The organism is Cyanobium gracile PCC 6307 (genome assembly GCF_000316515.1).
Classification (GTDB): Bacteria; Cyanobacteriota; Cyanobacteriia; order PCC-6307; family Cyanobiaceae; genus Cyanobium; species Cyanobium gracile.
Genome location: NC_019675.1, coordinates 2452344 through 2474446, shown reverse-complemented (window position 1 = coordinate 2474446; position 22103 = coordinate 2452344). Strand labels below are relative to the sequence as shown.

Here is a 22103-nt window from a genome sequence, read left to right as displayed (position 1 = left end):
AGGAACGTTCGCCGCCCCGATCAGCGCCGCTGGAGCACCCCCTGGCCGTTGAGGTTGAGGTTGTCGATCCGCACCGCCGTGGCCCTGCCGTCGGGGCCGACCGTGAAGGTGACGGCGCTGGGGCCGTAGGCGTTCTCGCCGGCGGGCTGGTAGCGGAAGGTGTCGCCGCTCACCGGGGTCAGGGGGAAGGGGGTGAGGCGGGGACCCAGCTGCAGCTCGAGGCCATCGCCGCGTGGCACCACGGCGACCGGGCCCACGTAGGCATTGGCGTAGCTGCCGGTGTAGGCGTCGGCGGGGCGGGCCGGCAGGGGCCGGGCCGGGGTGACCACGGCGGGATAGTCCTGCTGCTCCATGCCCCGGAACAGGGGGCGCAGGGCGGTGAGGTAGTCGCGCTTCACCGCTCCGGCGGTGGCCAGGTCGAGGAAGCTGAGGCTGAGGGCCTCCGGCACCCCCAGCGGCTGGCTGTTGGAGAGCACGATGATGCCAAGGGATTCCGCCGGCAGCAGGTAGACGGCCGTGGCGGCGCCGAGGTCGAAGGCGCCCGAATGGCCCAGCTGGACCGTGCCCCGATCGGTATAGCTCACGTTCCAGCCCAGCCCGTAGAAGCCGGCCCGATCCGTGGCCGGATCGCGGGGCTGCTGGCTGACGATCTGGGGCCGGTGGGTCTCGGCGAGGGCGGCGGCGTCCACCACCGCACGGCCATCGCGGCGGCCGCCGGCCAGCTGCAGCCGCAGCCACTGGCCCAGATCCCGCACGCTGGAGCTCACGCCGCCGGCGGGGGCCTGGGCATCGGCATCCCGCTGGTAGCGGGCCACCCAGCGGCCCCCCTCCGGCACATGCAGGGAGGCACGGTTGGCGGTGGCCACGAAATCGGCGTGGCGGGAGCTGGTGCGGGCCATGCCCAGGGGCCGGTAGAGCCGTTCGCTGGAGAGGGCCTCCCAGGGGCGCCCGACGGCGTTGGCGGCGGCCACGGCGCCGGCCGTGAAGCCGAAGTTGGTGTAGGCGTAGTCGGCGCGGAAGCGGTTGCCGGTGGGCAGCAGCCGCAGCCGCTCGAGGATCGTGGCCCGATCGAAGCCCAGGTCTTCCAGGTGATCGCCGGCGTGGTCCGGCAGGCCGCTGCGGTGGGACAGCAGGTCGCGGATGGTCACCAAGGGGGCGATGGCCGGCGGACCGATGCGGGCCGCAGGGAGGGTGCGCAGCACGGGGTCGTCCCAGCCCACGCGCCCGTCACCCACCAGGCCGGCCACCACCGTGGCGGCGATCGGTTTCGAGAGCGACGCCAGCTGGAAGAGGGTGTCGGCATCCACCGCACCGGGCTCGCCCACCCGCCGCACGCCGTAGCCCTTGAGGAACACCACCCGGTCGGCGTGCACCACGACGATCGCCAGGCCCGGGACACCGGTGCTGCGCTGCATCTCCGTGGCCAGGGCATCGAGCTTGGGCAGGGCCGCGGCCAGGCTTTCCGCCGTCACCTGACGTGGCGGCGGCGTGGGCCCCGACGGCGGCTCGGCGCTGCGGGCTGCACCCGGGGGCTGAAGGGCCAGCGCCAGGCCCAGAGCCAGGGCGGCCGCCCCGGGGCGGCGCAGGACGCTTGGGGCCACGGCAACGCTGACAACTGGGGAAAAGCTAGGCCTGGCGGTGGCCCCCGCCCCGGTGGTCAGAAGCCGCCGCCGCCGCCACCGCCGTCACCGCCCCCGGAGCTGCCCCCGCCGGAGCTGCCGCTGGAGCTGCTGGAGCTGCTCGGCGACGACTGCATGGCGCCGGTGGTGGTGCTGAAGCAGTCCTCGAGGCTGGTGCCGAAGTCGTTGGCATCGAAGTCGATGCCGTCGCCGACGTACCAGCTGGGCGGCTCTTGCAGGATGCCCTGGAACGCGGACGTCCACTGGCGCGTCAGGCCAGCCACCATGGCGTAGGGCAGGTAGCGCTCGAACAGCTCCGGCGTCAGCACCAGCCGCTCCAGCCGCGGCACCTCCACGCGGCGCAGGAACTCCTGGAAGCCGAGGGTCTGGCGCAGCACCGCCGTGCCGCGGGTGGTGCGGCTGGGCATGATCCAGGCGAACACGCCCACCAGCACCACGGTCAGCGCCAGGGACACCAGGATCACCACGGGGTGCGCCACCCCCTGCAGCATGACGATGTCGTGGGGCAGCAGCGCCGCGGCGAGGACGACAACTCCGGCGGCCAGTCCAAGGCCACCGAAGAAGGTAAGGACACGCACCGTTTCCGGCCAGCGCCGGAAGAACGTCTCCGCCAGCACCGCCTGCATCACCCGATGCTCGAAGCCGGGCACATGGACGTAGTAGTGCTCCCGGAGCTCCTGGGTGCTGACCGTGGCTCCAGGCTCCGCCGATGGAAACAGCGTCTCGAGCAGATAGGCCTCGTGGGGCAGCAGCGCTGACCGCTGGGCCGGCTCGCCCAGCAGGGTGAACACATAGCGCTTGCCCAGGTTCAGGAACAGCAGCTTCTGCTGGTCCTGTTCGATGCGCAGCTGGCCCTTCACCGCCAGCGCCACCAGGGTGGCCGACAGGGCGGATCCGCTCACCTGCTCCGCCACCAGGCTGCCCAGCACCGCCGGCGGCAGCCCCTCGGGGGGTTCATAGGCCACCGGCACCGCGCCGAGGGCCGGATCCCGGCCGATCCGCCACCAGAGCGGTCCCAGCACGCCGGTGCACAGCAAGGGGAGCAGCAGGCTCAGACGCGCCAGCCACCAGTCGATCCATTGGGCCAGGGCCGACGGCAGCGGCACCAGCCCCTTGGCGAAGCCCACCGCCAAGGTGAAGCCCTCGCCGGGCTCCAGCCGCCGGGTGGTGCTGCTGGCCACCGCGTCAGCGCCGATCGTCAGGGTGGCGTCGTGCCCCCGGGCGCCGCTGGGCCCGGTGTACACCGAAGCGTGGAGTCCGGAAACAGCTGGCGGCAGCTGCACCCGGGCCGAGGCCCGCTCGATCGGCACCTCCCAGGCGTTGCCGGTCACGTTCCAGTTGAACTCGTCGTGGTCCGGGTAGAAGCGCAGACCGCGCTTCAGGCGGTAGCTGATCACGGCCGTGCGGCTGGTGTTCTCGGCGCCGGGGATCCAGATCTTCAGTTTCAGGTCGGCGCCGGGGTGGCTGCTCTCGTAGCGATAGGGCCGGCCCTCGGGGTCGGTGACCGCGAGCACCCGCAGCCCGAGGGGTTCGAGCCCGCCGGGACGCCGGGCCAGCAGGGGGATCTGGCGCACCAAGCCGTTCCAGGAGCCATCGAAGCGGGCGGTGAGGGTTTCGCTCACCTGCACGGCACCGGTGGGCTCCACCACCGCCTGCATCTGGAAATCGGTGAGCGTGAGCTGGCGCTCGGCGGCGCTGAGGGTGGCGCCGGCCCCCCAGGGGGCCAGGAGCAGCAGCGTCAGGGCCAGGCCGAGCAGCCCCCCCAGCCCCCAGCGCCAGCTCCGCAGCCGCCGCCGGGCGGCCGTAGGGCCCTCAGCCATCGAAGCGGACGGCGGGGACGGCCGCTTCGGCCGGGTTCTCCAGCTCGAAGTACGTGCGCGGAAGGATCGCGAAGCTGCCGGCCACCAGGTTGGAGGGGAACTGCACGATCGCCGTGTTGAGGTCGCGCACCACCGCGTTGTAGTAGCGCCGTGCGCTCTGGAGCGTCTCCTCGATCTGGCTGAGGTTGGACTGCAGGGTCTGGAAGCTCTCCACCGCCCTCAGGGCCGGGTAGGCCTCCGCCAGGGCGAAGAGCTGGCCGAGCGATGCCCCCAGGGCCTGCTCCGCCTGCTGCTGCTCCCGCGGTCCCCGGGCGGCCACAGCGGCGTTGCGGGCCTCGATCACGGTCCGGAAGCTCTCCTGTTCGTGGCTGGCGTAGCCCCGCACCGTCTCCACCAGGTTGGGAATCAGGTCGTGGCGGCGCTTGAGCTGGACGTCGATGTCGGCCCAGGCGTTGTCCGCCAGCACCTGCAGCTGGGCCAGGCGGTTGTAGATCAGGATCAACCCGACGGCGGCGACCGCCACCAGGATCAGCAGCAGCGGCATGGCCCAGCGGTGGGTTCGGCCCCAAGCCTAGGGGCGTTGTCCGGCTGGTCCATCACGGGGCCTGGGCTCAGGTCTTGAGGAAGTACATCAGCGCCACCAGTACGCCCACCACCACCACGAGGGTGCGGAGAGTGGCTGGCTGGATCCGGCCGGCCAGCCGGCCCCCCAGCGCCCCGCCGAGGATGGCGCCGATGGCCATCACCGCCGCCAGGGCCCAGGCCACCTGGCCGGAGAAGAGGAAAAAGGCGGCGGCGGTGAGGTTGGTGGCGAACGCCACCGCCTGCTTGAGGCCGTTGAGGCGGGTGAGGGTGTCGTCGAGGCTGAGGGCCACCACCGCCAGCACGATCACGCTCAGGCCGCCGCCGAAGAAGCCCCCATAGATGGCGGCCAGGAACACCGGCGGCACGGCCCAGAGCTCCGAGGGTCGGCGGCCGTGGCGCTCGGAGCGGCGCTGCACCCAGCCGCGCACGGGTTCCTGCACCGCCAGCAGCCCCGAGGCGAACAGAATCAGGAACGGCACCAGCTGGGTGAACAGGCGCTCGCCGGTGTGCAGCAGCAGCAGGCCCCCCACCAGGCCGCCGGCGGCACCCGCCGGCAGCAGCAGCCAGAGGCGTCGCCGCTGGCCGATCAGGTCCTGGCGCTGGGCCACGGTGGCGCCCAGATAGCCGGGGGCCAGGGCCACGGTGTTGGTGATGTTGGCCATCACCGCCGGCAGGCCGATGGACGTGAGGGCGGGAAAGCTGATCAGCGACCCACCGCCGGCCAGGGCGTTGATCCCGCCGGCGGCGATCGCCGCCAGGAGCGCCACCAGCGCCTGGATCCCGAAGGGCAGATCGCTGCTCATGGGCGGACGGGGAACCTCAGGAGGCCCAGGTGACGGGGGCCACCACACTCCCAGGACGGCCGTTCAGGGATGGTGGATCCCGTAGGACTCCCCATCCGCCGGCAGGGTCACCCCCAGCCGCCGCCGCCACTCCGCCACCGGCAGCTCCCAGCCCTCCTCCCAGCGCGCCGTGGCGAAGGGATGGGCGGTGAAGCCGATCGTGGTGCCATGGCTGATGGAGCGGCTGAGGGTTTCGTAGCCGTCGAGCCTGAAGCGGAACCCGGCGATCTGGGCGGCGTGGGTGAGGCTCACATAGGCGGGGAAGCCGATCTGCACGGCGGTGATGGCCAGCACGCCGTTCTCCCCCACCGGCGTTGTGCCGAAGCCGCTGACCACATGGTGGATGTCGTGGGTGGTGGCGATCCGCTGGGTGAGCCAGCGGCCCTCCGTGTCGACGGCGCGGGGGCGGAAGAACTCGGGGTCGTAGTTGAAGCGGCGGATCAGGGCGGCGTAGGTGCGGCCGAGGCTCCCCTCCGGCAGCGCCTCCAGCCGCTCCAGATCCGGTTGCAGGGGCGGATAGCGCTCATCCATCATCGCCGCCCCACCCGGCTGGGCCCGGAAGCGGGCAATGCAGGCGTCCATCTGGGGGGTGTCCAGGAAGCTGTCGACCAGATCGGCGATCCGGCCCAGATCCCCCTGGCTGCGGCCCACGGCGATCAGGTGGCGCGCCTGGCCCAGGGCCTGCAGGGAGAGCTGAAAGCGATGCATCGGAAGGCTGCGCCTGGGGCGAACCTAGGCCCGCTTTTGCGCCTGGCCGGGGATCACCAGCTGCGGGCCGTGGTCACCGGCAGCGGGTCCTGGTTCAGGGGCTGCTCCTGGAACGGCCAGACCCGGGGCAGCACCGGAGCCGCCAGCCCCCGTTCGGCCCGGATCCTGGCCCAGATCCGCGTGAACCAGAAGCGGGCCGCCTGGGTGGAGCGGCCCCGGTAGCGGGCCACCAGGCCCCGCTCCAGCCGGCCGCAGGCCATCGCCCCCTCCAGCCCGTGGCGCTCGGCGCGACAGGCCTCCAGCAGGGGCTCGCCCACCGGCCCGGGGGCGGCCCACACCAGGCTGGCGAACACCGGCTGTCCCCCCAGTCCGTGGGGGCTCTCCAGGCTCGCGCCGCCCAGCTCGAGCCGGTCCACCAGTTCCCACTGCCCCTCCCGCCGGATCTCCAGCAAGGAGCGCCAGCGGCCGGATCCAAGCGTCTCGCCGTCGGCGCTGCGCCCCAGCCGCACCACCTCCGCCCCGAGCCAGCTGGCTCCCTGGGCGAGCTCCACCCGGCAGCTCTGCTGGAACAGGCCGTCCCGGAAGACCACCAGCTCCTGGGGCAGCCATTCCAGATCGGCCCCTGCGGCGAGATGGAAGTCGAGCGCCTGGTGGGTCCAGCTGCCGGCGGGGACCCGCCGGGAGCGGCCCACGGTCCCGTAGACCTTCTGGGCCGCCACGCTGGTGATCAGGGCGCGGCTGCCGGCGCCGAGATCGGCGTCGATGGCCAGCTCATCGCCGCCCACCAGGCCCCCGCCGGTGTGCAGCAGGGGCAGTTCGCAGCGGCCATCGGCGGCGGCGAAGGCCCGCTGGATCTTCAGCGGCGCCGTCGCCCCGCCCTGGTGCCGGGTGGCTTCGCCGGCGCCGGCGCCGGTCTCGAAACGAAGCCGGGCCTGGGCTCTCCAAGGGGCAGGGGCGGTGAGCTGCATGGCGCTGATGGTGGGTCCCCGGGGGGCTGGATTCGGTAGCCCCCGACACAGGGCCACCGGCCGATGGCTGGCCAGGGTGGATGGTCCCTCACCCCTGGCCTGCTCCATGCCCGGCCCCACGGTTTCCGACGGCACGGTGTCCGACGCCACGGCTGATGTGACGGTTTCCGAGGCCACCGGGCCCCTGGTGCTGGTGCGTCGCCTGCGTCAGGGGGAGCCCCCGGGGCCGGAGGAGGAGGCGGCGGCGCCGGCGCCACCGTTGCGGTTGCCGCTCCGGGCCGATGAGCGCACCAGCCTGCGGGGCCACCGCCGCAGCGCCTGTGGACGGGACCTGCTGCTGCAGCTGCCCCGCGGCGCCGCCCTGGAGCCCGGCGACCGGCTGGCACCGGAGGGCGGTGGCCCCCTGGTGGTGGTGGAGGCCGCCGATGAGCCGCTGCTGGTGGTGCGGGCCGCCGACCCCCTGGCCCTGCTGCAGGCGGCCTATCACCTGGGCAACCGCCACGTGGCGATGGAGCTGCACCGCGACGCGCTGCGCCTGGTGGCCGACAGCGTGCTCGAAGATCTGCTGCGGCATCGCGGTCTGAGCGTGGAGCGGATGAGCGGGCCGTTTCTGCCCGAACCCGGGGCCTACACCCCCTCCGGCCACGGCCACAACCACGGCCATGCCCATGGTCCCCATGATCATGGCCATCACAGCCATTCCCACCCATGAGCCTCACCCGGCTGCGGCTGTTCCAGCTCGTCAGTCCCGCCCTGCCGGTGGGGGCCTTCAGCTACTCCGAGGGCCTGGAGGTGCTTGTGCAGGCCGGCGAGCTGGGCGACGCCGAGGCGGTGGCCCACTGGCTGGAGGCGGAACTGGCCCGGGGGGCGCTGGCGATCGAGGCCGCCAGCCTGGGCCGGCTCATGCAGGCACTCACCCGATGGCGTGAATCCCCGGACGGGCCGGCCCGTGGGGAGGTGCTGGACCTGGACGGCTGGCTGCTGGCCCAGCGGGAGGCGGCCGAGGTGCGGGCCCAGCAGCGCCAGATGGGCCGCTCCCTGCTGCAGCTGCTGGCCGACCTGGATCTGTCCCTGCCCGGGGAACAGCCCCCGCGACTGGCCTGGCCGGCGGCCTGGGCCTGGGCCGGGGTGGCCCTCGACATCGCCCACCAGGACCTGGTCGAGGCCTACCTCTATGGCTGGATCGCCACCCAGCTCAGCGCCGCCGTGCGGCTGGTACCCCTGGGCCCCACCGAAGCCCAGCGGCTGCAGCTGGGCCTGGCGCCCACCATCGCCGCCCGGGCGGCGGAGCTGGTGGCGGCCGATCCCAAGGCCCTCTGGAACGGGGGGGTGGGGGCGGGACTGGCCCAGCTGGGTCATGGTGAGCTCTATTCCCGGTTGTTCCGCAGCTGATGGCCAGGACCCCAGGGGCCAGCCGGCGCCAGGCGCTGCGCCTGCTGGGCGGGGCCGCCGCCGCCGGCACCCTGGTCGCCGCCGGCTGCAACGCCCGCCGCCGGCCGCCAGGTCCGCCGCGGCTGGGTCTCGTCCAGTACGTGCGGGGCGCCGCCCCCGATGCGGCCCGTCGCGGGTTCGTGCAGGCCCTGGCCAAGGCCGGTTTCCGGCCACCGGCCGGGGTGACCCTGCTGGAGCGCTTCGCCGACGGCAGCATGGCCAAAGGCCGCGCCCATGTGAAGGACCTGCTGGAGGCCGGGGTCGACATGCTGGTGGCCATCGGCACCCCGCCGCTGACGGCGATCCTGGCCATCGCGCCGGCGCGGGTGCCGGTGGTGTTCCTGTATTGCTCCAACCCCTGGGGGGCCGGGGCCGGCACCAGCTACACCCGCCATCGCCCCAATGTGGTGGGCACGGTGAGCACCAGTCCCCTGGCCGAGCAGCTCGATCTCGCCCGCCGGATCACGCCCGGCCTGGCCAGCGTGGGGCTCGTCTTCAATCCCTCCGAGGCCAACGCCAGCTTCGAAGCGGAGCTGCTGCGCCGGGAGGCGGCCCCGCGCTCCCTCGCGGTCGTGGTTGAGCCGGTGGCCGGGCCGGCGGAGGTGACCCGGGCCGCCGACGCCCTGGCCGCCCACCGGGTGGCGGCCCTGGTGCGGGTGGGCGACTACGCCACCAGCGTGGGCTTCCCCGCCCTGGCGGCGGCCGGCCTGCGCCATCGCCTGCCGGTCTATTCCGTCGATCCCTCCGACATCGCCACGCCGGGGTGCCTGGCGGTGGTGGGCTGGGATCCGGAGGCCGACGGGGCCCAGGCCGGAGCCCTGGCGGTGCAGGTGCTGCGCGGCCGCTCCGCCGCCACGATGGCCTTCGAGCCGGTGACCCGGAAGCTGCTGCTGCTGAATCGCCGCACGGCCCGGGCCATCGGGGTGACGTTGCCAACGCAGCTGCTGCGTCAGGCCGACCGGGTGGAGGGGTGACGCCGCCGGCGGCCAACGGGGCGGTCAGCGGCCGCGCTCGCCGCGGGGTTCCCCGGTCCGCTCGATCAGCTCGATCACCCAGCTCTCGTTGAGCGTCTTCACCAGGCGGTTGGTGGCGCTGGCCATGGTGGAGAGCTCGCGCAGGGTCTGGAGCAGCAGTGGCCGCGTCTGGGATTCGGTGCTCTCCAGCCGCCGGATCAGGGCGGACAGATCCGCGGCGGTGCCGTCGGCCCGGCCCTCCAGCCGCTCGGCCAGGGCCGGGTGGCCCCCAGGGTGCGGCTGAGTTCGCTGCTGCTGCGCCGGGTGTCCGCCTCCAGGCGGGTCGCCAGGCGACGGCTGGCGACCAGGGTGCGATCGAGCTCGTCGAGGCTGCGGGGCAGGCGGGTCTCCGCCAGGCTCAGGCCGCTGCTGACGGCCCGCTGCAGGGGGATGCGGCTGCTCGCCACCTCGGCAAGCAGGTCGTCGAGGTCGGGGTGGCTGGTGAACACGAGCGTCTCGCCATCACCGATCGGGGGCTGGCCGATCGCCGCCGGATCGGGGGTGATGGCGATGTAGCTGTCGCCCAGGAGCCCCAGCTGGGCCAGTTCGGCCCGGCTGCGGCGACCCACCATGGAGCGGTAGGGGTCCCGCAGCTCCAGTTCCACCAGCACCTGGGCGTCGGGCTGCAGCACGATCCGGCGCACCTGGCCGACGGAGAATCCCGAGATCTTCACCGCCATGCCCGTCTGCAGGCCAGCGGCGTCGAGGGTGCGGAACTGCAGGCGGACGCTGGGCGCGAGCCAGTTGCCAGCGCGGGCGATCCCGAGCACGAACACCCCCAGCAGGGCCACCGCTCCGGCCAGGAAGACCAGGCTCTGGGGGCCGGGGCGCCGCGGCGTAGCGGTGGTGGACACGGTCAGGTTCCTCCCATGCGCAGGGGATCGACGACGATCGTCCAGAGCACATCAAGGCAGACCATCACCCCGATGCCCAGCCGCAGCGACCGGGCCATCCTGGAGGCCATTCCCACGGCGCCGGAGGCGCTGCGCCGGGCCTGCTGCAGGCAGATGGCGGCGCAGATCCCGCCATAGGCGGCCGCCCTGGCCAGGGCGGCCGCGAAGCGAGCCGGCTCCAGCTGGCCGATCAGGAAGCCCACCTCCCCCACCCCATCCCCCTGGTTGAGCATGAGGCTGGCGGTGATGATCACCGCCGCCATGAAATAGAGGAGCAGCACGACGCTCAGCAGGCCGCTGGCCAGCAGGTCGGGCCCCCAGGAGGCGGGGGGGCGCCGGTCGCCCAGCAGCAGCGGGCCATCCCGCAGCAGCAGCAACAGGCTCACCAGGAGTGGGGCCAGAAACAGCAGCGCCCGCACCGCCAGCAGTTCGATCGTCACCCTGGAGAGCTGCTGCAGGGGACTGCGCAGCAGCTCGATGAACCCCAGGCAAACCACCACCCCCGTGCCCATGACCGTGGCGACGAGTCGGGCATCCAGGCGCTCGAAGCGACGGATCAGCGTCGGCATCGGTCCGTCACTCACCGCAGCCCTCGGCGCTGGCGTCAGGATGGCACCCATCCTGGACCGGGGCGATGGGCAGCAAACTGAGGGTCGGTGTGGCCGGACCGGTGGGATCGGGCAAGACGGCCCTGGTGGACGCGCTCTGCCGGCGGCTGCGGGAGCGGCTGCAGCTGGCGGTGGTCACCAACGACATCTACACCCAGGAGGACGCCCAGTTCCTCACCCGCGCTGGCTCCCTGGCCCCCGAGCGGATCCGGGGCGTCGAGACCGGCGGCTGCCCCCACACCGCCATCCGGGAGGACTGCTCGATCAACCGGGCGGCGGTGCAGGAGCTTGAGGAGGCCTTCCCGGACCTGGACCTGGTGCTGGTGGAGAGCGGTGGCGACAACCTGGCGGCCAGCTTCAGCCCGGAGCTGGTGGATCTGTGCATCTACGTGATCGACGTGGCCGCCGGGGACAAGATCCCCCGCAAAGGGGGGCCCGGCATCACCCGCTCCGACCTGCTGGTGATCAACAAGATCGACCTGGCCCCCATGGTCGGGGCCAGCCTGGCCGTGATGGAGAGCGACACCGAACGTATGCGCGGCGGCCGCCCCTGGTGCTTCACAAATCTGCGGAGCGGCGAGGGCCTGGATCGGGTCGAAAGCTTCCTGCTGCGGCAGCTGCCCGACCCTGCGGCCGCCTGAGTCGCCAGAGAGATCCAGAAATCTGGTATTCGCCTTTCAGGCGTTGATCACCTAAACCGTAGGTAATGCAACATATCGACAGCTCCGTGACGTGCAAATCCTCACTCCAGCAGGCCTTGGGCCTCTTTCTGTCTCATTGGATACCGGGGGTAGCCACGTCCTTCCGTACCTTTCCCTTTGCCGTCGGTTACGGCGACTACAATTCATCTTGAACAGGCATCAATGTCTCTGCATCTTTCAAGGCGACTGGCAGCTGCAATCGCCGCAACTGCCGTGAGCGTAACCCTCGTCTCCTGCGGGGGCGAGTCCGGGTCCGGCGGCAATTTTGACGGTGAAGTGAAGGTCGGCATCCTTCACTCTCTCAGCGGCACCATGGCCATCTCCGAAACGACTTTGAAAGAAGTCGAAGAGATGGCGATCAAGGAAATCAATGACGCCGGCGGCGTCAAAGTCGGCGGCAAGTCCTACAAGATCGTTGCCGTTTCCGAAGATGGCGCCTCCGACTGGCCCACCTTCGCCGAGAAGGCCCAGAAACTGATCGACTCCGACAAGGTCGCCGTCGTCTTCGGTGGTTGGACCTCCGCCAGCCGCAAGGCGATGCTGCCGGTCTTCGAGTCGAAGAACCACATCCTCTTCTACCCGATTCAGTACGAGGGTCAGGAGTGCTCGAAGAACATCTTCTACACTGGCGCTGTTCCGAACCAGCAGGCTGAGCCCGCGGTTCAGTGGCTGATGGACAAGTTCGGCGACAAGCTCGGCAAGAAGGTCTACCTGGTCGGTTCCGACTACGTCTATCCGCGCACGGCCAACACCATCATCAAGGAGCAGATGAAGGCCCTTGGCGGTGAGACCGTCGGCGAGGATTACATCCCCCTCGGCAACACCGAGGTGGCTCCGATCATCGCCAAGATCAAGAAGGCTTTCCCGGATGGCGGGATCATCATCAACACCCTGAACGGCGACTCCAACGTCGCCCTCTTCAAGCAGTTCAAGGCCTCGGGCATCGATCCGGCCAAGTACCCGATCATGTCCTTCTCCATCGCCGAGGAGGAGATCCGCCAGATCGGCCCCGAGTACACCACCGGCACCTACGCCGCGTGGAACTTCTTCATGAGCCTGGACACCCCGGCCTCCAAGAAGTTCACCTCCGACTTCCAGGCCATGTACGGGGCCGACCGCGTCACGGGTGACCCGGCCGAATCCGCCTACAACATGGTGTACCTCTGGAAGAACGCCGTCGAGAAGGCGGGCACCTTCGAGGATCTCGACAAGGTCCGCAAGGACATGATCGGGATCACCTTCGCCGCTCCCCAGGGCGAAATCAAGATGTTCCCCAACCACCACACCTCCGAGCGGGTGCTCATCGGCGAAGCGGAGCCCACCGGCCAGTTCAAGATCCTGTACGACAGCGTCAAGGCCATCCCCCCGATTCCCTGGAACCAGTTCGTTCCCGAGACCAAGGGCTTCACCTGCGACTGGACCCAGGATCGGCCTGACGCCGGCAAGTTCAAGATGTGATCACGGAGCCATCCGTGAGGGAATGAAAGTCGGGTGGTTCCTCCGGGAACCGCCCCTTTCCTCTCCGCCACACCACCACGTTCGACCCGATCCAGCGTCGCCTCAGCAGCGCTGGATCTAACGTTCAACCTTCATTCCGTTGGAACTTTTCTTTTCTCAGATCCTCGATGGCCTCAGCATCGGATCCGTGCTGCTGCTGGCAGCGACGGGCCTGGCCATCGTCTTCGGATTGATGGGTGTCATCAACCTAGCCCATGGCGAATTCATGATGCTCGGGGCCTATGTCACCTACGTGGTGCAATCGGCTTTCAAGCCCATGGGTGGCGTGATCTTCGAACTGTATTTCCCGGTCTCACTGGTGTTGGCCTTCATTGTGACGGCACTCATCGGAGTTCTGCTGGAGAGAACGTTGATCCGGCAGCTCTATGGCCGCCCACTCGAAACGCTTCTTGCCACCTGGGGGGTCAGCCTGATTCTGATCCAGCTGATTCGAAGCGTGTCGACGGCCATGATGCTGGGCATCATCGTGGGTGTCGGCGTTGGCTTCATTATCTCTAAATTACTCGGGGCGAAGTTCTCCGAAAAGCCTTTCTTCACCTATCTCAATGGACTGGGCTGGGCGATCGCCATCGGCATCGGCCTGATCGCCGTCAACCTGTTCGACCAGGTTCGCCCGCTCTCCAAGGCCTGGTTCGGTCCGCGCAACATCGATGTCACCGCCCCGAAATGGCTACAGGGAAGCTGGGGGATGATCGGCACGATCGAACTTCCCGGCCTGCGCATTTTCATCATTCTGCTGTCCGCCCTGTTGCTGCTGGCCACCTACTGGTTCCTCAACAAGAGCGTCTGGGGCCTGCGCATCCGTTCGGTCACCCAGAACCGTCAGATGAGCAACTGCCTGGGCATTCCCACCGACCGCGTTGACAGCATCACCTTCGGCATCGGCTCCGGCCTGGCGGGGGTGGCCGGCTGCGCCATCACCCTGCTGGGCTCGGTGGGTCCGAACCTCGGGGCGGCCTACATCGTCTCCTGCTTCATGGTGATCGTCCTTGGTGGAGTCGGCAATCTGCTGGGTACCGTGCTGGCCTCACTGCTGCTGGGCATCATTCAGTCGGTGATCGGCTCGGGCACCCTGCTCACCATCTTCCCGGATCTGCCTGCGGCGGCCAAAGGGGTGATCGAATTCTTCGCCACCACGAGCATGTCACTGGTGCTGGTGTTCATCTTCATCATCGTCTTCCTGCAGTTCCGCCCCAACGGCATGTTCCCCCAGAAGGGTCGCTCGGTCGATGCCTGACCCGGTCCGTCCCACCCTCTGCAGATTCCCGTTCCATCTCCCCACCAGGAGGCCCTACCTGTGAAAATCTTCCAACGACTTGTCCCCTGGATTCTGCTGGCGATCGCCCTGTTCATCCTGCCGGCAGCGCTGGATGATTTCCGCCTCAACCTCTTCGGCCGCTACTTCTCACTGGCGATCACGGCTCTGGCCATCGACCTGATCTGGGGATACACAGGTCTGTTGAGTCTGGGGCAGGGCATCTTCTTTGCCCTCGGGGGCTACGCCGTGGCCATGTACCTGATGCTCAACACCAAGAGCCTGGCGGGTGGCAACGGGATTCCCAAGTTCTTCGAGAACTACGGCGTCGACCAGCTGCCGTTTTTCTGGCAACCCTTCTGGTCACCGGTGTTCACCCTGATCGCCCTCTGGGTGATTCCGGCCGCGGTGGCGGGCCTGGTGGGCTGGCTGATCTTCCGGAACCGCATCAAGGGGGTGTACTTCTCGATCATCACCCAGGCGGCTCTGATGGTCTTCTTCCACTTCTTCAACGGCCAGCAGAAACTCTTCGACGGCACCAACGGCCTCAAGACCAGCACCAGCGAATTGTTCGGCCAGCTGGTGGGCTCCCCGGACATGCAGGTCTGGTTCTACCGCCTCACCGTCGTGCTGCTGCCCCTGGCGTTTCTGGTCTGCCGCTACTTCACCAGTGGCCGTTTCGGCGATGCCCTGATCGCCATCCGGGACGACGAGAGCCGCCTGCGCTTTGCCGGCTTCAACCCCGTCCCCTTCAAGACCATCGTCTTCCTGGTGGCGGGAGCCCTGTGCGGGATTTCCGGAGCCCTTTACACCGTCCAGTCCGGCATCGTCTCGCCCCAGTACATGTCGATCTCCTTCTCGATCGAGATGGTGATCTGGGTGGCCGTGGGCGGCAGGGGCACCCTGGTGGGTCCGATCATCGGCGCCACCCTGGTGAACTACCTGCGCAGCCTGGTGAGTGAGGCCCTGCCCGAGGCCTGGCTGTTTGTTCAGGGGGCCCTGTTCATCTTTGTGGTGGTTCTGATGCCCGATGGCATCTACGGCTGGATCACCAAAGGAGGCTTCCGCACCTTCCTCGCCGCCTTCGGCATCGCCAAGAAGGCCAAGACCTACCCCCAGATCGACAAGGAGGCCGTTCCTGTGGATTAGTCGCCCAGGAAGACGCTTTCTGGCTCATCTGCTGTGACCGCTCCTTTGATTCCGCACCCTTCCGAAGTCCATGTCAGAACCTCTACTCGAGCTCAATGACGTCAGCGTGAGTTTCGATGGCTTCTATGCCCTCACCGACCTCAGCCTGAAGCTCTACAAGGGTGAGCTGAAGTCCATCATCGGCCCCAACGGTGCCGGCAAGACCACCTTCCTCGATGTCATCACAGGCAAGGTGCGGCCCACGAAAGGATCGGTGAGCTTCAAAGGCAAGTCGCTGCTTGGCGTCTCCGAGCAGCAGATCTCGCGCAACGGCATCGGCCGCAAGTTCCAGACGCCGCGGGTGTTCGAGAACCTCACCGTGCTTCGCAACCTGGAGCTCTCCGCCTCACCGGTCAAGAACGCCTTCAGCCTGCTGGGTTCCGGCCTGCCCCAGTCCTCCAAGGACGAGGTGCACCGGATCATGAACTACGTGGGCCTGACTCCCTTCGCCACCGTCAAGGCGGGCTCCCTCTCCCACGGCCAGAAGCAATGGCTCGCCATTGCCTCCCTCGTGGCCCAGGCCCCGGAAGTACTCCTGCTGGACGAACCCGTGGCCGGCCTCACCGATGAGGAAACCCTGCGCACGGCCGAGCTGATCAAGTCCCTCGCCGGCGACCACACCGTGGTGGTGATCGAGCACGACATGGAGTTCATCCGCGACCTGGGCTTCGACGTCACCGTGCTGCACCAGGGACAGGTGCTGACCGAAGGACCGCTGGAGAAGGTCAAAGCCGACCCGCGGGTGATCGAGGTCTACCTGGGGCCGCCCGAACACTGATCGTTTCCCGACCATCACCCACCGCGAGCCCATGTCCACCACCAGCGCCCAGCCCCTGCTTCAGGTCTCCGACCTCAATGTGTATTACGGTGAGAGCCACATTCTCCGCAACGTGGATCTGACCATCCACGAAGGCAAGATGGTCTGCCTGATCGGCCGCAACGGCGTCGGCAAGACCACCTTCCTCAAGACCGTCATCGGACTGCTGCAGCAGCGATCCGGGACGATCAACTACCAGGATGGCCAGCTCACCAACCAGCCCCCCTACAAACGGGCCCGGGCCGGCATCGGTTATGTGTCCCAGGGCCGGGACATCATTCCCCAGGTGACGGTCAAGGAGAATCTGCTGCTGGGCATGGAAGCCCTTCCCGGCGGCCTGGAAAAGAATCGCCACATCGATCCGCTGATCTTCGATCTTTTCCCGATCCTCGAGAAGTTTCTCAAGCGCAAGGGCGGGGATCTCAGCGGTGGCCAGCAGCAGCAGCTCGCCATCGCCCGTGCCCTGCTTGGCAAACCCAAGCTGCTGCTCCTCGATGAACCCACCGAGGGCATCCAGCCCTCCATCATCCTCGACATCGAAAATGCGGTGCAACGGATCATGAAGGAGACCGGCATCAGCGTGCTGCTGGTGGAACAGCACCTGCACTTCGTGCGCCAGTCCGACTTCTACTACGCCATGCAGCGTGGCGGCATTGTCTCCAGCGGCCAGACCGACCAGCTCTCCGACGACGTGATCAAGGAATTCCTCACGGTCTGAGTCTTCAGGCGCAACAGCAAGTCCCGGGCCGAAGCCACCAGCGGTGGCACGGCCCGGGACTCTTGCTTGGTGTCGCGCTCAGCAGCCGCGATTGAGCATCCAGGGTCGGGTGCCGCTCTCCTTGAGCCTGGGCTTGCCGGTGGCTTCCCTGGTTTCCTTGCGAATCAGACGCGGTTCGGACTGCTCCTGCTTCAGTCGGAAGGGGCCGCTGAGGGACATGACCGGTGTGAACACACGGAAGCCTTCGGCGCTGCAGGCCGGGCAATTGGTTTCCTTGTGGCGCTCATCGATGCTCCGCCAGACCTCATAGTTCTCGCAGCCGTTGCTGCAGCTGTATTCGTAGACGGGCATCGCAAGACGAGGGGAACAACAGGGGAAAGAAACATGGCCGCCAGCAACAGCGGCAGGCCAGAACATCGGGAGACAAGAAAAAGGGGCCTGGTGTCCAGGCCCCTCCCTCCAGCCTGCCGATCAGCAGGGGAGAATGTCCTTGTCGAAGATCCCCGTGGGGATGGCCAGGGTGCAGCAGGCGTTGGGGATGTCGACGATGCCGCTGATCCTGCCCTCCACCGGCGCACAGCTCAGCAGCAGGTAGGCCTGCTCACCGGTGTAGCCGAACTTCTTGAGGTACTCGATGGCGTTGAGGCAGGCACGCCGGTAGGCGATGTGGACGTCCATGTAGTACTGCTTACCCTCAAACTCATCCACGGAGATGCCTTCGAACACCAGGTAATCGGTGTAGTGGGGCTCCACCGGGCTGGTCTTGAACATGGGGTTGACCATCCCGTACTTCGCCATGCCGCCCTTGATGATCTCGACGTGGAGGTCGAGATAGCCAGACATCTCGATGGCGCCGCAGAAGGAGATTTCCCCATCCCCCTGGGAGAAGTGGATGTCGCCCATCGAAAGCTTGGCCCCTTCGACATAGACCGGGAAATAGATCCGGGTGCCCTTGGTGAGGTTCTTGATGTCGCAGTTGCCGCCGTGCTCCCGGGGCGGCACCGTGCGGGCCGCCTCGTTGGCCACCCGCTCGAACTCGCTGCCGGGGAGGGTGCCGAGGATGGCGCTGTTGGGGTTGGGCAGGGCCGCCAGCACCGGCTCACTGCCGGAGAGGCCGGCGCCGTAGGTGCGGCGGTCGGGGGCGGTCTTCACCAGCTCCGTCTCACGACGGTTCCACTCGTTGAGCAGCTCGTGGGAGGGGGCGCAGCCGATCAGGCCCGGGTGAGTGATGCCAGCGAAACGGACGCCGGGAATGTGACGGGAGGAGGTGTAGATGCCTTCGAGATCCCAGATGGCCTTGGCGGCCTTGGGGTAGTGATCGGTGAGAAAACCGCCACCGTTCTCCTTGGCGAAGATGCCCGTGAAGCCCCACTCATCCCCCTGCAGGGCACCGACATCGAGAATGTCGACCACCAGGATGTCGCCGGGCTGGGCGCCGTTGACCCAGATCGGGCCGCTGAGAACGTGAACGACCTCGAGATTCACATCCTCGATGTCCTTCGGGTCGTCATTGTTCTTGATCTGGCCGTCGGTCCAGTCTTTGCATTCGATCCGGAACACGTCGCCAGGATTCACCGAGGCCACGGCAGGGATTTCCGGATGCCAGCGGTTGTGCCCGGGCATGTCCTGTTGATCCATCGGCTTGGTGAGATCAACGGAGAAGAGTGTTTTGGGCATCGAGGAGCCGAGGCGCAATTTCCCATCCATCCAAAAGGATGACCTGCGGCCTGAAAGTGTCGATTGCTACAGGAAATTGGGGCCTTGTGTTCGCCCTAAAGAACAGAATCAAGAATCATTCTCACGTCTGTGGCAGCGTTCTGCTTGCCCTCGCCCACAGGGGGATCAGGTGTCGTCGAAATCCCCTTTGCGGCACAGATTATCCTTCAATCGCACAACCCAGACACTGGGATCCAGCTTGCCGACCTGATCCGTGCGGCCATCGAAATGGAACAGAAACTGCCAGCGATTCTTGACTGGAAATGTCACTTTGGCGTTGAGATCGCTGATCGGATCTCCATAGATATTGTCATACGATTGCCAGCCCGGCTCTCCCTTGACACTGCAGATCGCGGTGGTTTCGTACAGCTGTCCCTTGCCATCACCCGCTCCAGAGGTCACCTTCACGACACCCTTGTGCAGCCCATTGGCAATGCCCGGCGTGAACGCCCGTACCAGCTCCACCCGGCTCCCGTCCACCTCCACCAGCAGGTCGCCCGGCTTGGCGTCCTGAATGGCCACCTCCTTCGGGGTGGCGCGGCAACCGGCAAAAGCGAGGCCCGTACCAGCGAGAAAGCCGGCCAGCAGTCCGGCCAGGTGCTTCCGGGGCACCAGCCCCCCCACAGCGTCGGACAATGGCATCGATCGACTCTGGCGCCAACCTATGACGACGCCAGCAGCCGGCCCCAGAGGCCATCAACCCCGGCGGGCACGGGCAGATCGGTGGCCCCGCAGCGCCGGATCGGGCGGCCGCCCAGGCTGTTGATCAGCAGGGCCGCCTCGCTGGCCAGCAGGTCCGCCACAGACAGCCGCGCCTCCCGCACCAGCCCCAGGGCAAGGCCCCGGCCCCGCATCACCCCCGGCAGGCAGCCGCTCTCCAGGGGCGGGGTGACCCACGCGCCCCTGCGCCACACCAGCAGGTTGGCGCTGGTGCCGCAGCAGAGGTCACCGCCACTGCCGAGCAGCAGGGCGTCATCGGCCCCGGCGGCCCGGGCCTCCCGCAGGGCCTGGATGGCGCCGGCGTAGGCGAAGGTCTTGCAGCGGCTGACCAGGCTGGCTGCATTGCGACGCTCCAACGCGCTGACGATCACCGTCACCGGCGTGGAGGCCGGCGTCCAGGGGCTCAGCTGCAGCCAGAAGCGGGGTCGGCCCTGGGGTTCGTCCGGCCCCGGCAGCGCCAGTCCCCGGCCAGCGCCACTGCCCCGGCTCCAGTTGAGCCGCAGGGCCCCGGTGCCGGTCAGGCCGCTGCGGGCCACGGCCTCGGCCAGCAGCGGCCGCACCCGGTCGGCCCCGGGGGGTGGCGCCATTCCCAGACTGGCGGCCGAGGCGCGCCAGCGCTCCAGGTGCTCCGCGAGCAGCCGGGGCTGCCCCCCCTGGACCAGCAGCGTCTCGAACAGGCCATCGGCCAGCAGCAGGCCCCGGTCGTTGAGGGGCAGGCAGAGCCGGTCGGGATCGCCCCAGGTTCCCTCCGGGGACGGCCCGTCGATCCAGGCGATGGCCGTGCCGACCGGGTGCACGCCGCCGCCGCTCATGCCAGGGCCTCCAGCAGCGGCTCGATCTTCCAGCCCATCTCCCGGGCCTCCCCGGCCGGGTCGGAATCGGCCACGATGCCGCCGCCGGCGTGCAGCCGCAGGCGCCGATCCTTCTGAATCAGGCTGCGGATGAGGATGCTGCTGTCGAAGCCGCCGTCGGCGCCCAGGTGGAAGAGGGAGCCGCAGTAGGGCCCCCGCGGCACCGGTTCCAGCTGGTTGAGGCGCCGGCAGGCCCGCACCTTGGGGGCGCCGGTGATCGAGCCCCCCGGCCAGCAGGCCCGCAGCAGGTCGACCAGGCCGCGGCCTTCGGCGAGCCGGCCCATCACCACCGAGGTGAGGTGGTGCACGTGGGCGTAGCTCTCCAGCCCCAGCAGCTGGGGCACATGCACCGACCCCGGCACGCAGACCCGGCCCAGGTCGTTGCGCAGCAGGTCGACAATCATCACGTTCTCGGCCCGGTCCTTGGGGTCGCAGATCAGCTCGGCGGCACTGGCGGCATCGGCGTCGGGGTCGGCCCGGCGCGGCCGGGTGCCCTTGATCGGGCGCGTCTCCACCTGGCCGTCGGGGTGCAGGCGCAGAAAGCGCTCCGGCGAGGCCGAGATCACCGCCTCCCCGCCGGCAATGGCCAGGCCGGCGAAGGGGGCCGGGCCGTGGCCCACGAGCCGGAGGAACAACGCCAGCGGATCGGGCGGCTGCGGCCGCAGGCTCTCGCAGCAGGCGGTGAGGTTGGCCTGGAACAGGTCACCGGCGGCGATCCACTCCCGCAGGATCCCCACCTGGGCGGCATAGGTGTCCGGGTCGGTGTGCCAGTGCCAGTCACCGCGGGCGATGCCAGGCCCCTCGGCCGGGCGCTCCCCGGCCCCGGCCACCGCCGCCCCTGTGGCGGGATCCGCCAGCAGCCCCGCCATGGCCGCGAACCGGGCCGGGTCCTGGCCCTCCAGCCAGAGCCGACCCTCCCCCCGGTCGAAATGGATCAGGGGGTCGTGGCGGGCCGCCCACAGGGTGGCCATGTCGGAGGCCTGCCAGTGCCCGGCCGGCTCCACCCAGGCCCCGGCTTCGTAGCCGAGCCAGCCCAGCCACGGTCCGCCCTGGCGCTCCAGATCGGCGAAGACGTCGAAGGGATCGGCCGCCCCCGGACTGCCCGGCAGCCCCCGGCAGGTCACGCTGGCCACGGGATCCACCCCGAGCACACCGCGGCAGCCGAGGGGGCTGCCGTCACCGTCGAGCAGCACCAGCCCGTCCTGGCCGAAGCGTTCGGCCAGGACCCGGGCCAGGGCCCGGGGCTCCAGCCAGGGAAGCGGGTCGCTCCTCAACAGTCGGCTCCAGTGCGGAGGGCGGCTCCAGCGGGGAGGTCGGCTCCGGCACGAACGGCGGCGCTGGTCAGGTCGGCCCGGCCCGCGGCCACCAGGGCGGCATCACGGATGCGGCAGCTGTCGCAGCGGCCGCAGGGGAGATCCTCGCCGCTGTAGCAGCTCCAGGTGGCCGCGATCGGCACCCCCAGCCGCAGGGCCTCGCGCACGATGGTGGCCTTGTCCCAGGCCACCAGGGGGGCCCAGAGGCGGGCCCCCTGGCCCTCCCGTCCCGCCTTGGTGGCCAGGTCGGCCAGGTTCTGGAAGGCGGCCAGGTAGTCGGGGCGGCAGTCGGGATAGCCGGAGTAATCCACCGCGTTGACCCCGAGCACGAGGCTGGTGGCGCCGCGGGCTTCGGCGAGGCTCAGCCCCAGGGCGATGAAGACCGTGTTGCGGCCAGGGACGTAGGTGCTGGGAATCACCCCCTCGACCACGCCGCCGTCGGGGACAGGGATGGCCGGATCGGTCAGGGCCGAACCGCCCCAGGCCGCCAGGTTCACGGCGATCACGTGGTGCTCCTCAAGGGCCAGGGCGCCGGCCACCGCGGCGGCGGCGTCCAGCTCGCGCCGGTGGCGCTGGCCGTAGTCGAAGGAGAGGCCGATCACCCGGTGGCCCGCCTCGATCGCCAGCGCCGCGGCGGTGGCCGAATCCAGGCCGCCGGAGAGCAGGGCGATGGCGAGCGGCGGGAAAGGGGAGGAGGTGGCAGGGGAGCGGGTGATGGGGCGAGCGGTCGCGACGGCCCACCCATTGTGGAAGCGGTCGCGGGGGGCGGAGCGATCGGACGCGACGGAGGATGCCATG

Annotated in this window: 23 protein-coding genes; 9 read left to right on the top strand and 14 right to left on the bottom strand. The window is 69.1% G+C overall.

Annotated elements, in window-relative coordinates:
• Positions 1-20 precede the first annotated feature (20 nt).
• From CYAGR_RS12020 to CYAGR_RS11995, 6 genes are all read right to left on the bottom strand, one after another.
• Entirely contained in the window at positions 21-1601 is a 1581-nt protein-coding gene (locus tag CYAGR_RS12020) for a serine hydrolase (RefSeq protein WP_015110096.1), read from the bottom strand.
• A gap of 56 nt (positions 1602-1657) precedes the next feature.
• Positions 1658-3460: a DUF2207 domain-containing protein gene (locus tag CYAGR_RS12015; RefSeq protein ID WP_015110095.1), complete on the bottom strand. Its 1803-nt coding sequence runs from the start codon at positions 3458-3460 to the stop codon at positions 1658-1660.
• A complete protein-coding gene (locus CYAGR_RS12010) occupies positions 3453-4004 on the bottom strand; it encodes a LemA family protein (protein WP_015110094.1) in 552 nt (183 codons plus the stop codon). Before CYAGR_RS12010 ends, CYAGR_RS12015 begins: the two co-directional genes overlap by 8 nt.
• A gap of 67 nt (positions 4005-4071) precedes the next feature.
• Positions 4072-4848, bottom strand: coding sequence for a sulfite exporter TauE/SafE family protein (locus CYAGR_RS12005; protein ID WP_015110093.1), 777 nt, complete (start codon positions 4846-4848; stop codon positions 4072-4074).
• A 63-nt stretch (positions 4849-4911) separates the two neighbouring features.
• Positions 4912-5595: a Coq4 family protein gene (locus CYAGR_RS12000; RefSeq protein WP_015110092.1), complete on the bottom strand. Its 684-nt coding sequence runs from the start codon at positions 5593-5595 to the stop codon at positions 4912-4914.
• 53 nt (positions 5596-5648) lie between these two features.
• Entirely contained in the window at positions 5649-6563 is a 915-nt protein-coding gene (locus CYAGR_RS11995) for an urease accessory protein UreD (RefSeq protein ID WP_015110091.1), read from the bottom strand.
• A gap of 106 nt (positions 6564-6669) precedes the next feature.
• On the opposite strand from CYAGR_RS11995, the gene ureE reads away from it, so the two are divergent.
• From ureE to CYAGR_RS11980, 3 genes are read left to right on the top strand one after another with little or no spacing between them, the layout of a single operon-like run.
• Positions 6670-7275: an urease accessory protein UreE gene (ureE, locus tag CYAGR_RS11990; protein WP_015110090.1), complete on the top strand. Its 606-nt coding sequence runs from the start codon at positions 6670-6672 to the stop codon at positions 7273-7275.
• Entirely contained in the window at positions 7272-7955 is a 684-nt protein-coding gene (locus CYAGR_RS11985) for an urease accessory protein UreF (protein WP_015110089.1), read from the top strand. The genes ureE and CYAGR_RS11985 overlap by 4 nt, the downstream gene beginning before the upstream one ends.
• Positions 7955-8968: an ABC transporter substrate-binding protein gene (locus CYAGR_RS11980; RefSeq protein ID WP_015110088.1), complete on the top strand. Its 1014-nt coding sequence runs from the start codon at positions 7955-7957 to the stop codon at positions 8966-8968. The genes CYAGR_RS11985 and CYAGR_RS11980 overlap by 1 nt, the downstream gene beginning before the upstream one ends.
• A gap of 197 nt (positions 8969-9165) precedes the next feature.
• On the opposite strand, the gene CYAGR_RS11975 is transcribed toward CYAGR_RS11980, so the two are convergent.
• Positions 9166-9861 carry an MlaD family protein gene (locus CYAGR_RS11975; protein WP_015110086.1) on the bottom strand — a complete coding sequence of 232 codons (696 nt, stop codon included), beginning with the start codon at positions 9859-9861 and terminating at the stop codon, positions 9166-9168.
• A gap of 2 nt (positions 9862-9863) precedes the next feature.
• A complete protein-coding gene (locus CYAGR_RS11970) occupies positions 9864-10469 on the bottom strand; it encodes a hypothetical protein (RefSeq protein ID WP_156818463.1) in 606 nt (201 codons plus the stop codon).
• 65 nt (positions 10470-10534) lie between these two features.
• Between CYAGR_RS11970 and ureG the strand changes: the two genes are divergently transcribed.
• From ureG to urtE, 6 genes are all read left to right on the top strand, one after another.
• Positions 10535-11149 (top strand): urease accessory protein UreG, encoded by a 615-nt coding sequence (ureG, locus tag CYAGR_RS11965; RefSeq protein ID WP_015110084.1) that lies wholly within the window; start codon positions 10535-10537, stop codon positions 11147-11149.
• 222 nt (positions 11150-11371) lie between these two features.
• Positions 11372-12667, top strand: a complete 1296-nt coding sequence (gene urtA / locus CYAGR_RS11960; RefSeq protein WP_015110083.1) for an urea ABC transporter substrate-binding protein — start codon at positions 11372-11374, stop codon at positions 12665-12667.
• 139 nt (positions 12668-12806) lie between these two features.
• Positions 12807-13964 carry an ABC transporter permease gene (locus CYAGR_RS11955; RefSeq protein ID WP_015110082.1) on the top strand — a complete coding sequence of 386 codons (1158 nt, stop codon included), beginning with the start codon at positions 12807-12809 and terminating at the stop codon, positions 13962-13964.
• 60 nt (positions 13965-14024) lie between these two features.
• Positions 14025-15131 (top strand): urea ABC transporter permease subunit UrtC, encoded by a 1107-nt coding sequence (urtC, locus tag CYAGR_RS11950; RefSeq protein ID WP_015110081.1) that lies wholly within the window; start codon positions 14025-14027, stop codon positions 15129-15131.
• A gap of 70 nt (positions 15132-15201) precedes the next feature.
• Positions 15202-15948 carry an urea ABC transporter ATP-binding protein UrtD gene (gene urtD, locus CYAGR_RS11945; protein WP_015110080.1) on the top strand — a complete coding sequence of 249 codons (747 nt, stop codon included), beginning with the start codon at positions 15202-15204 and terminating at the stop codon, positions 15946-15948.
• A 31-nt stretch (positions 15949-15979) separates the two neighbouring features.
• Positions 15980-16705, top strand: coding sequence for an urea ABC transporter ATP-binding subunit UrtE (gene urtE, locus CYAGR_RS11940; protein WP_015110079.1), 726 nt, complete (start codon positions 15980-15982; stop codon positions 16703-16705).
• A 78-nt stretch (positions 16706-16783) separates the two neighbouring features.
• Here the strand turns inward: urtE and CYAGR_RS11935 are convergent, their stop codons facing one another.
• The 6 genes from CYAGR_RS11935 to queC form a co-directional block, all read right to left on the bottom strand.
• Complete coding sequence (locus tag CYAGR_RS11935) at positions 16784-17056, bottom strand: FmdB family zinc ribbon protein (protein ID WP_015110078.1); 273 nt, start codon at positions 17054-17056, stop codon at positions 16784-16786.
• Positions 17057-17176: 120 nt separating this feature from the next.
• Positions 17177-18382, bottom strand: a complete 1206-nt coding sequence (fmdA, locus tag CYAGR_RS11930) for a formamidase (RefSeq protein WP_015110077.1) — start codon at positions 18380-18382, stop codon at positions 17177-17179.
• 165 nt (positions 18383-18547) lie between these two features.
• Entirely contained in the window at positions 18548-19063 is a 516-nt protein-coding gene (locus CYAGR_RS11925) for a hypothetical protein (protein WP_015110076.1), read from the bottom strand.
• Positions 19064-19083: 20 nt separating this feature from the next.
• On the bottom strand, positions 19084-19953 hold the full coding sequence (locus tag CYAGR_RS11920; protein ID WP_015110075.1) for an aminotransferase class IV: 870 nt from the start codon (positions 19951-19953) through the stop codon (positions 19084-19086).
• On the bottom strand, positions 19950-21266 hold the full coding sequence (locus tag CYAGR_RS11915; protein WP_015110074.1) for an anthranilate synthase component I family protein: 1317 nt from the start codon (positions 21264-21266) through the stop codon (positions 19950-19952). Before CYAGR_RS11915 ends, CYAGR_RS11920 begins: the two co-directional genes overlap by 4 nt.
• Positions 21263-22102: a 7-cyano-7-deazaguanine synthase QueC gene (gene queC, locus CYAGR_RS11910; protein ID WP_015110073.1), complete on the bottom strand. Its 840-nt coding sequence runs from the start codon at positions 22100-22102 to the stop codon at positions 21263-21265. The genes CYAGR_RS11915 and queC overlap by 4 nt, the downstream gene beginning before the upstream one ends.
• Position 22103: the final 1 nt, after the last annotated feature.

Excerpts from the sequence above, each read along its gene's own strand:
- CYAGR_RS12015 (WP_015110095.1), bottom strand. The coding sequence starts at position 3,460 with ATGGCTGAGGGCCCTACGGCCGCCCGGCGGCGGCTGCGGAGCTGGCGC.
- CYAGR_RS12010 (WP_015110094.1), bottom strand. The coding sequence starts at position 4,004 with ATGCCGCTGCTGCTGATCCTGGTGGCGGTCGCCGCCGTCGGGTTGATC.
- CYAGR_RS12005 (WP_015110093.1), bottom strand. The coding sequence starts at position 4,848 with ATGAGCAGCGATCTGCCCTTCGGGATCCAGGCGCTGGTGGCGCTCCTG.
- CYAGR_RS12000 (WP_015110092.1), bottom strand. The coding sequence starts at position 5,595 with ATGCATCGCTTTCAGCTCTCCCTGCAGGCCCTGGGCCAGGCGCGCCAC.
- CYAGR_RS11995 (WP_015110091.1), bottom strand. The coding sequence starts at position 6,563 with ATGCAGCTCACCGCCCCTGCCCCTTGGAGAGCCCAGGCCCGGCTTCGT.
- ureE (WP_015110090.1), top strand. The coding sequence starts at position 6,670 with ATGCCCGGCCCCACGGTTTCCGACGGCACGGTGTCCGACGCCACGGCT.
- CYAGR_RS11985 (WP_015110089.1), top strand. The coding sequence starts at position 7,272 with ATGAGCCTCACCCGGCTGCGGCTGTTCCAGCTCGTCAGTCCCGCCCTG.
- CYAGR_RS11980 (WP_015110088.1), top strand. The coding sequence starts at position 7,955 with ATGGCCAGGACCCCAGGGGCCAGCCGGCGCCAGGCGCTGCGCCTGCTG.
- CYAGR_RS11970 (WP_156818463.1), bottom strand. The coding sequence starts at position 10,469 with ATGCCGACGCTGATCCGTCGCTTCGAGCGCCTGGATGCCCGACTCGTC.
- ureG (WP_015110084.1), top strand. The coding sequence starts at position 10,535 with ATGGGCAGCAAACTGAGGGTCGGTGTGGCCGGACCGGTGGGATCGGGC.
- urtA (WP_015110083.1), top strand. The coding sequence starts at position 11,372 with ATGTCTCTGCATCTTTCAAGGCGACTGGCAGCTGCAATCGCCGCAACT.
- urtD (WP_015110080.1), top strand. The coding sequence starts at position 15,202 with ATGTCAGAACCTCTACTCGAGCTCAATGACGTCAGCGTGAGTTTCGAT.
- urtE (WP_015110079.1), top strand. The coding sequence starts at position 15,980 with ATGTCCACCACCAGCGCCCAGCCCCTGCTTCAGGTCTCCGACCTCAAT.
- CYAGR_RS11935 (WP_015110078.1), bottom strand. The coding sequence starts at position 17,056 with ATGCCCGTCTACGAATACAGCTGCAGCAACGGCTGCGAGAACTATGAG.
- fmdA (WP_015110077.1), bottom strand. The coding sequence starts at position 18,382 with ATGCCCAAAACACTCTTCTCCGTTGATCTCACCAAGCCGATGGATCAA.
- CYAGR_RS11925 (WP_015110076.1), bottom strand. The coding sequence starts at position 19,063 with ATGCCATTGTCCGACGCTGTGGGGGGGCTGGTGCCCCGGAAGCACCTG.
- CYAGR_RS11920 (WP_015110075.1), bottom strand. The coding sequence starts at position 19,953 with ATGAGCGGCGGCGGCGTGCACCCGGTCGGCACGGCCATCGCCTGGATC.
- queC (WP_015110073.1), bottom strand. The coding sequence starts at position 22,102 with ATGGCATCCTCCGTCGCGTCCGATCGCTCCGCCCCCCGCGACCGCTTC.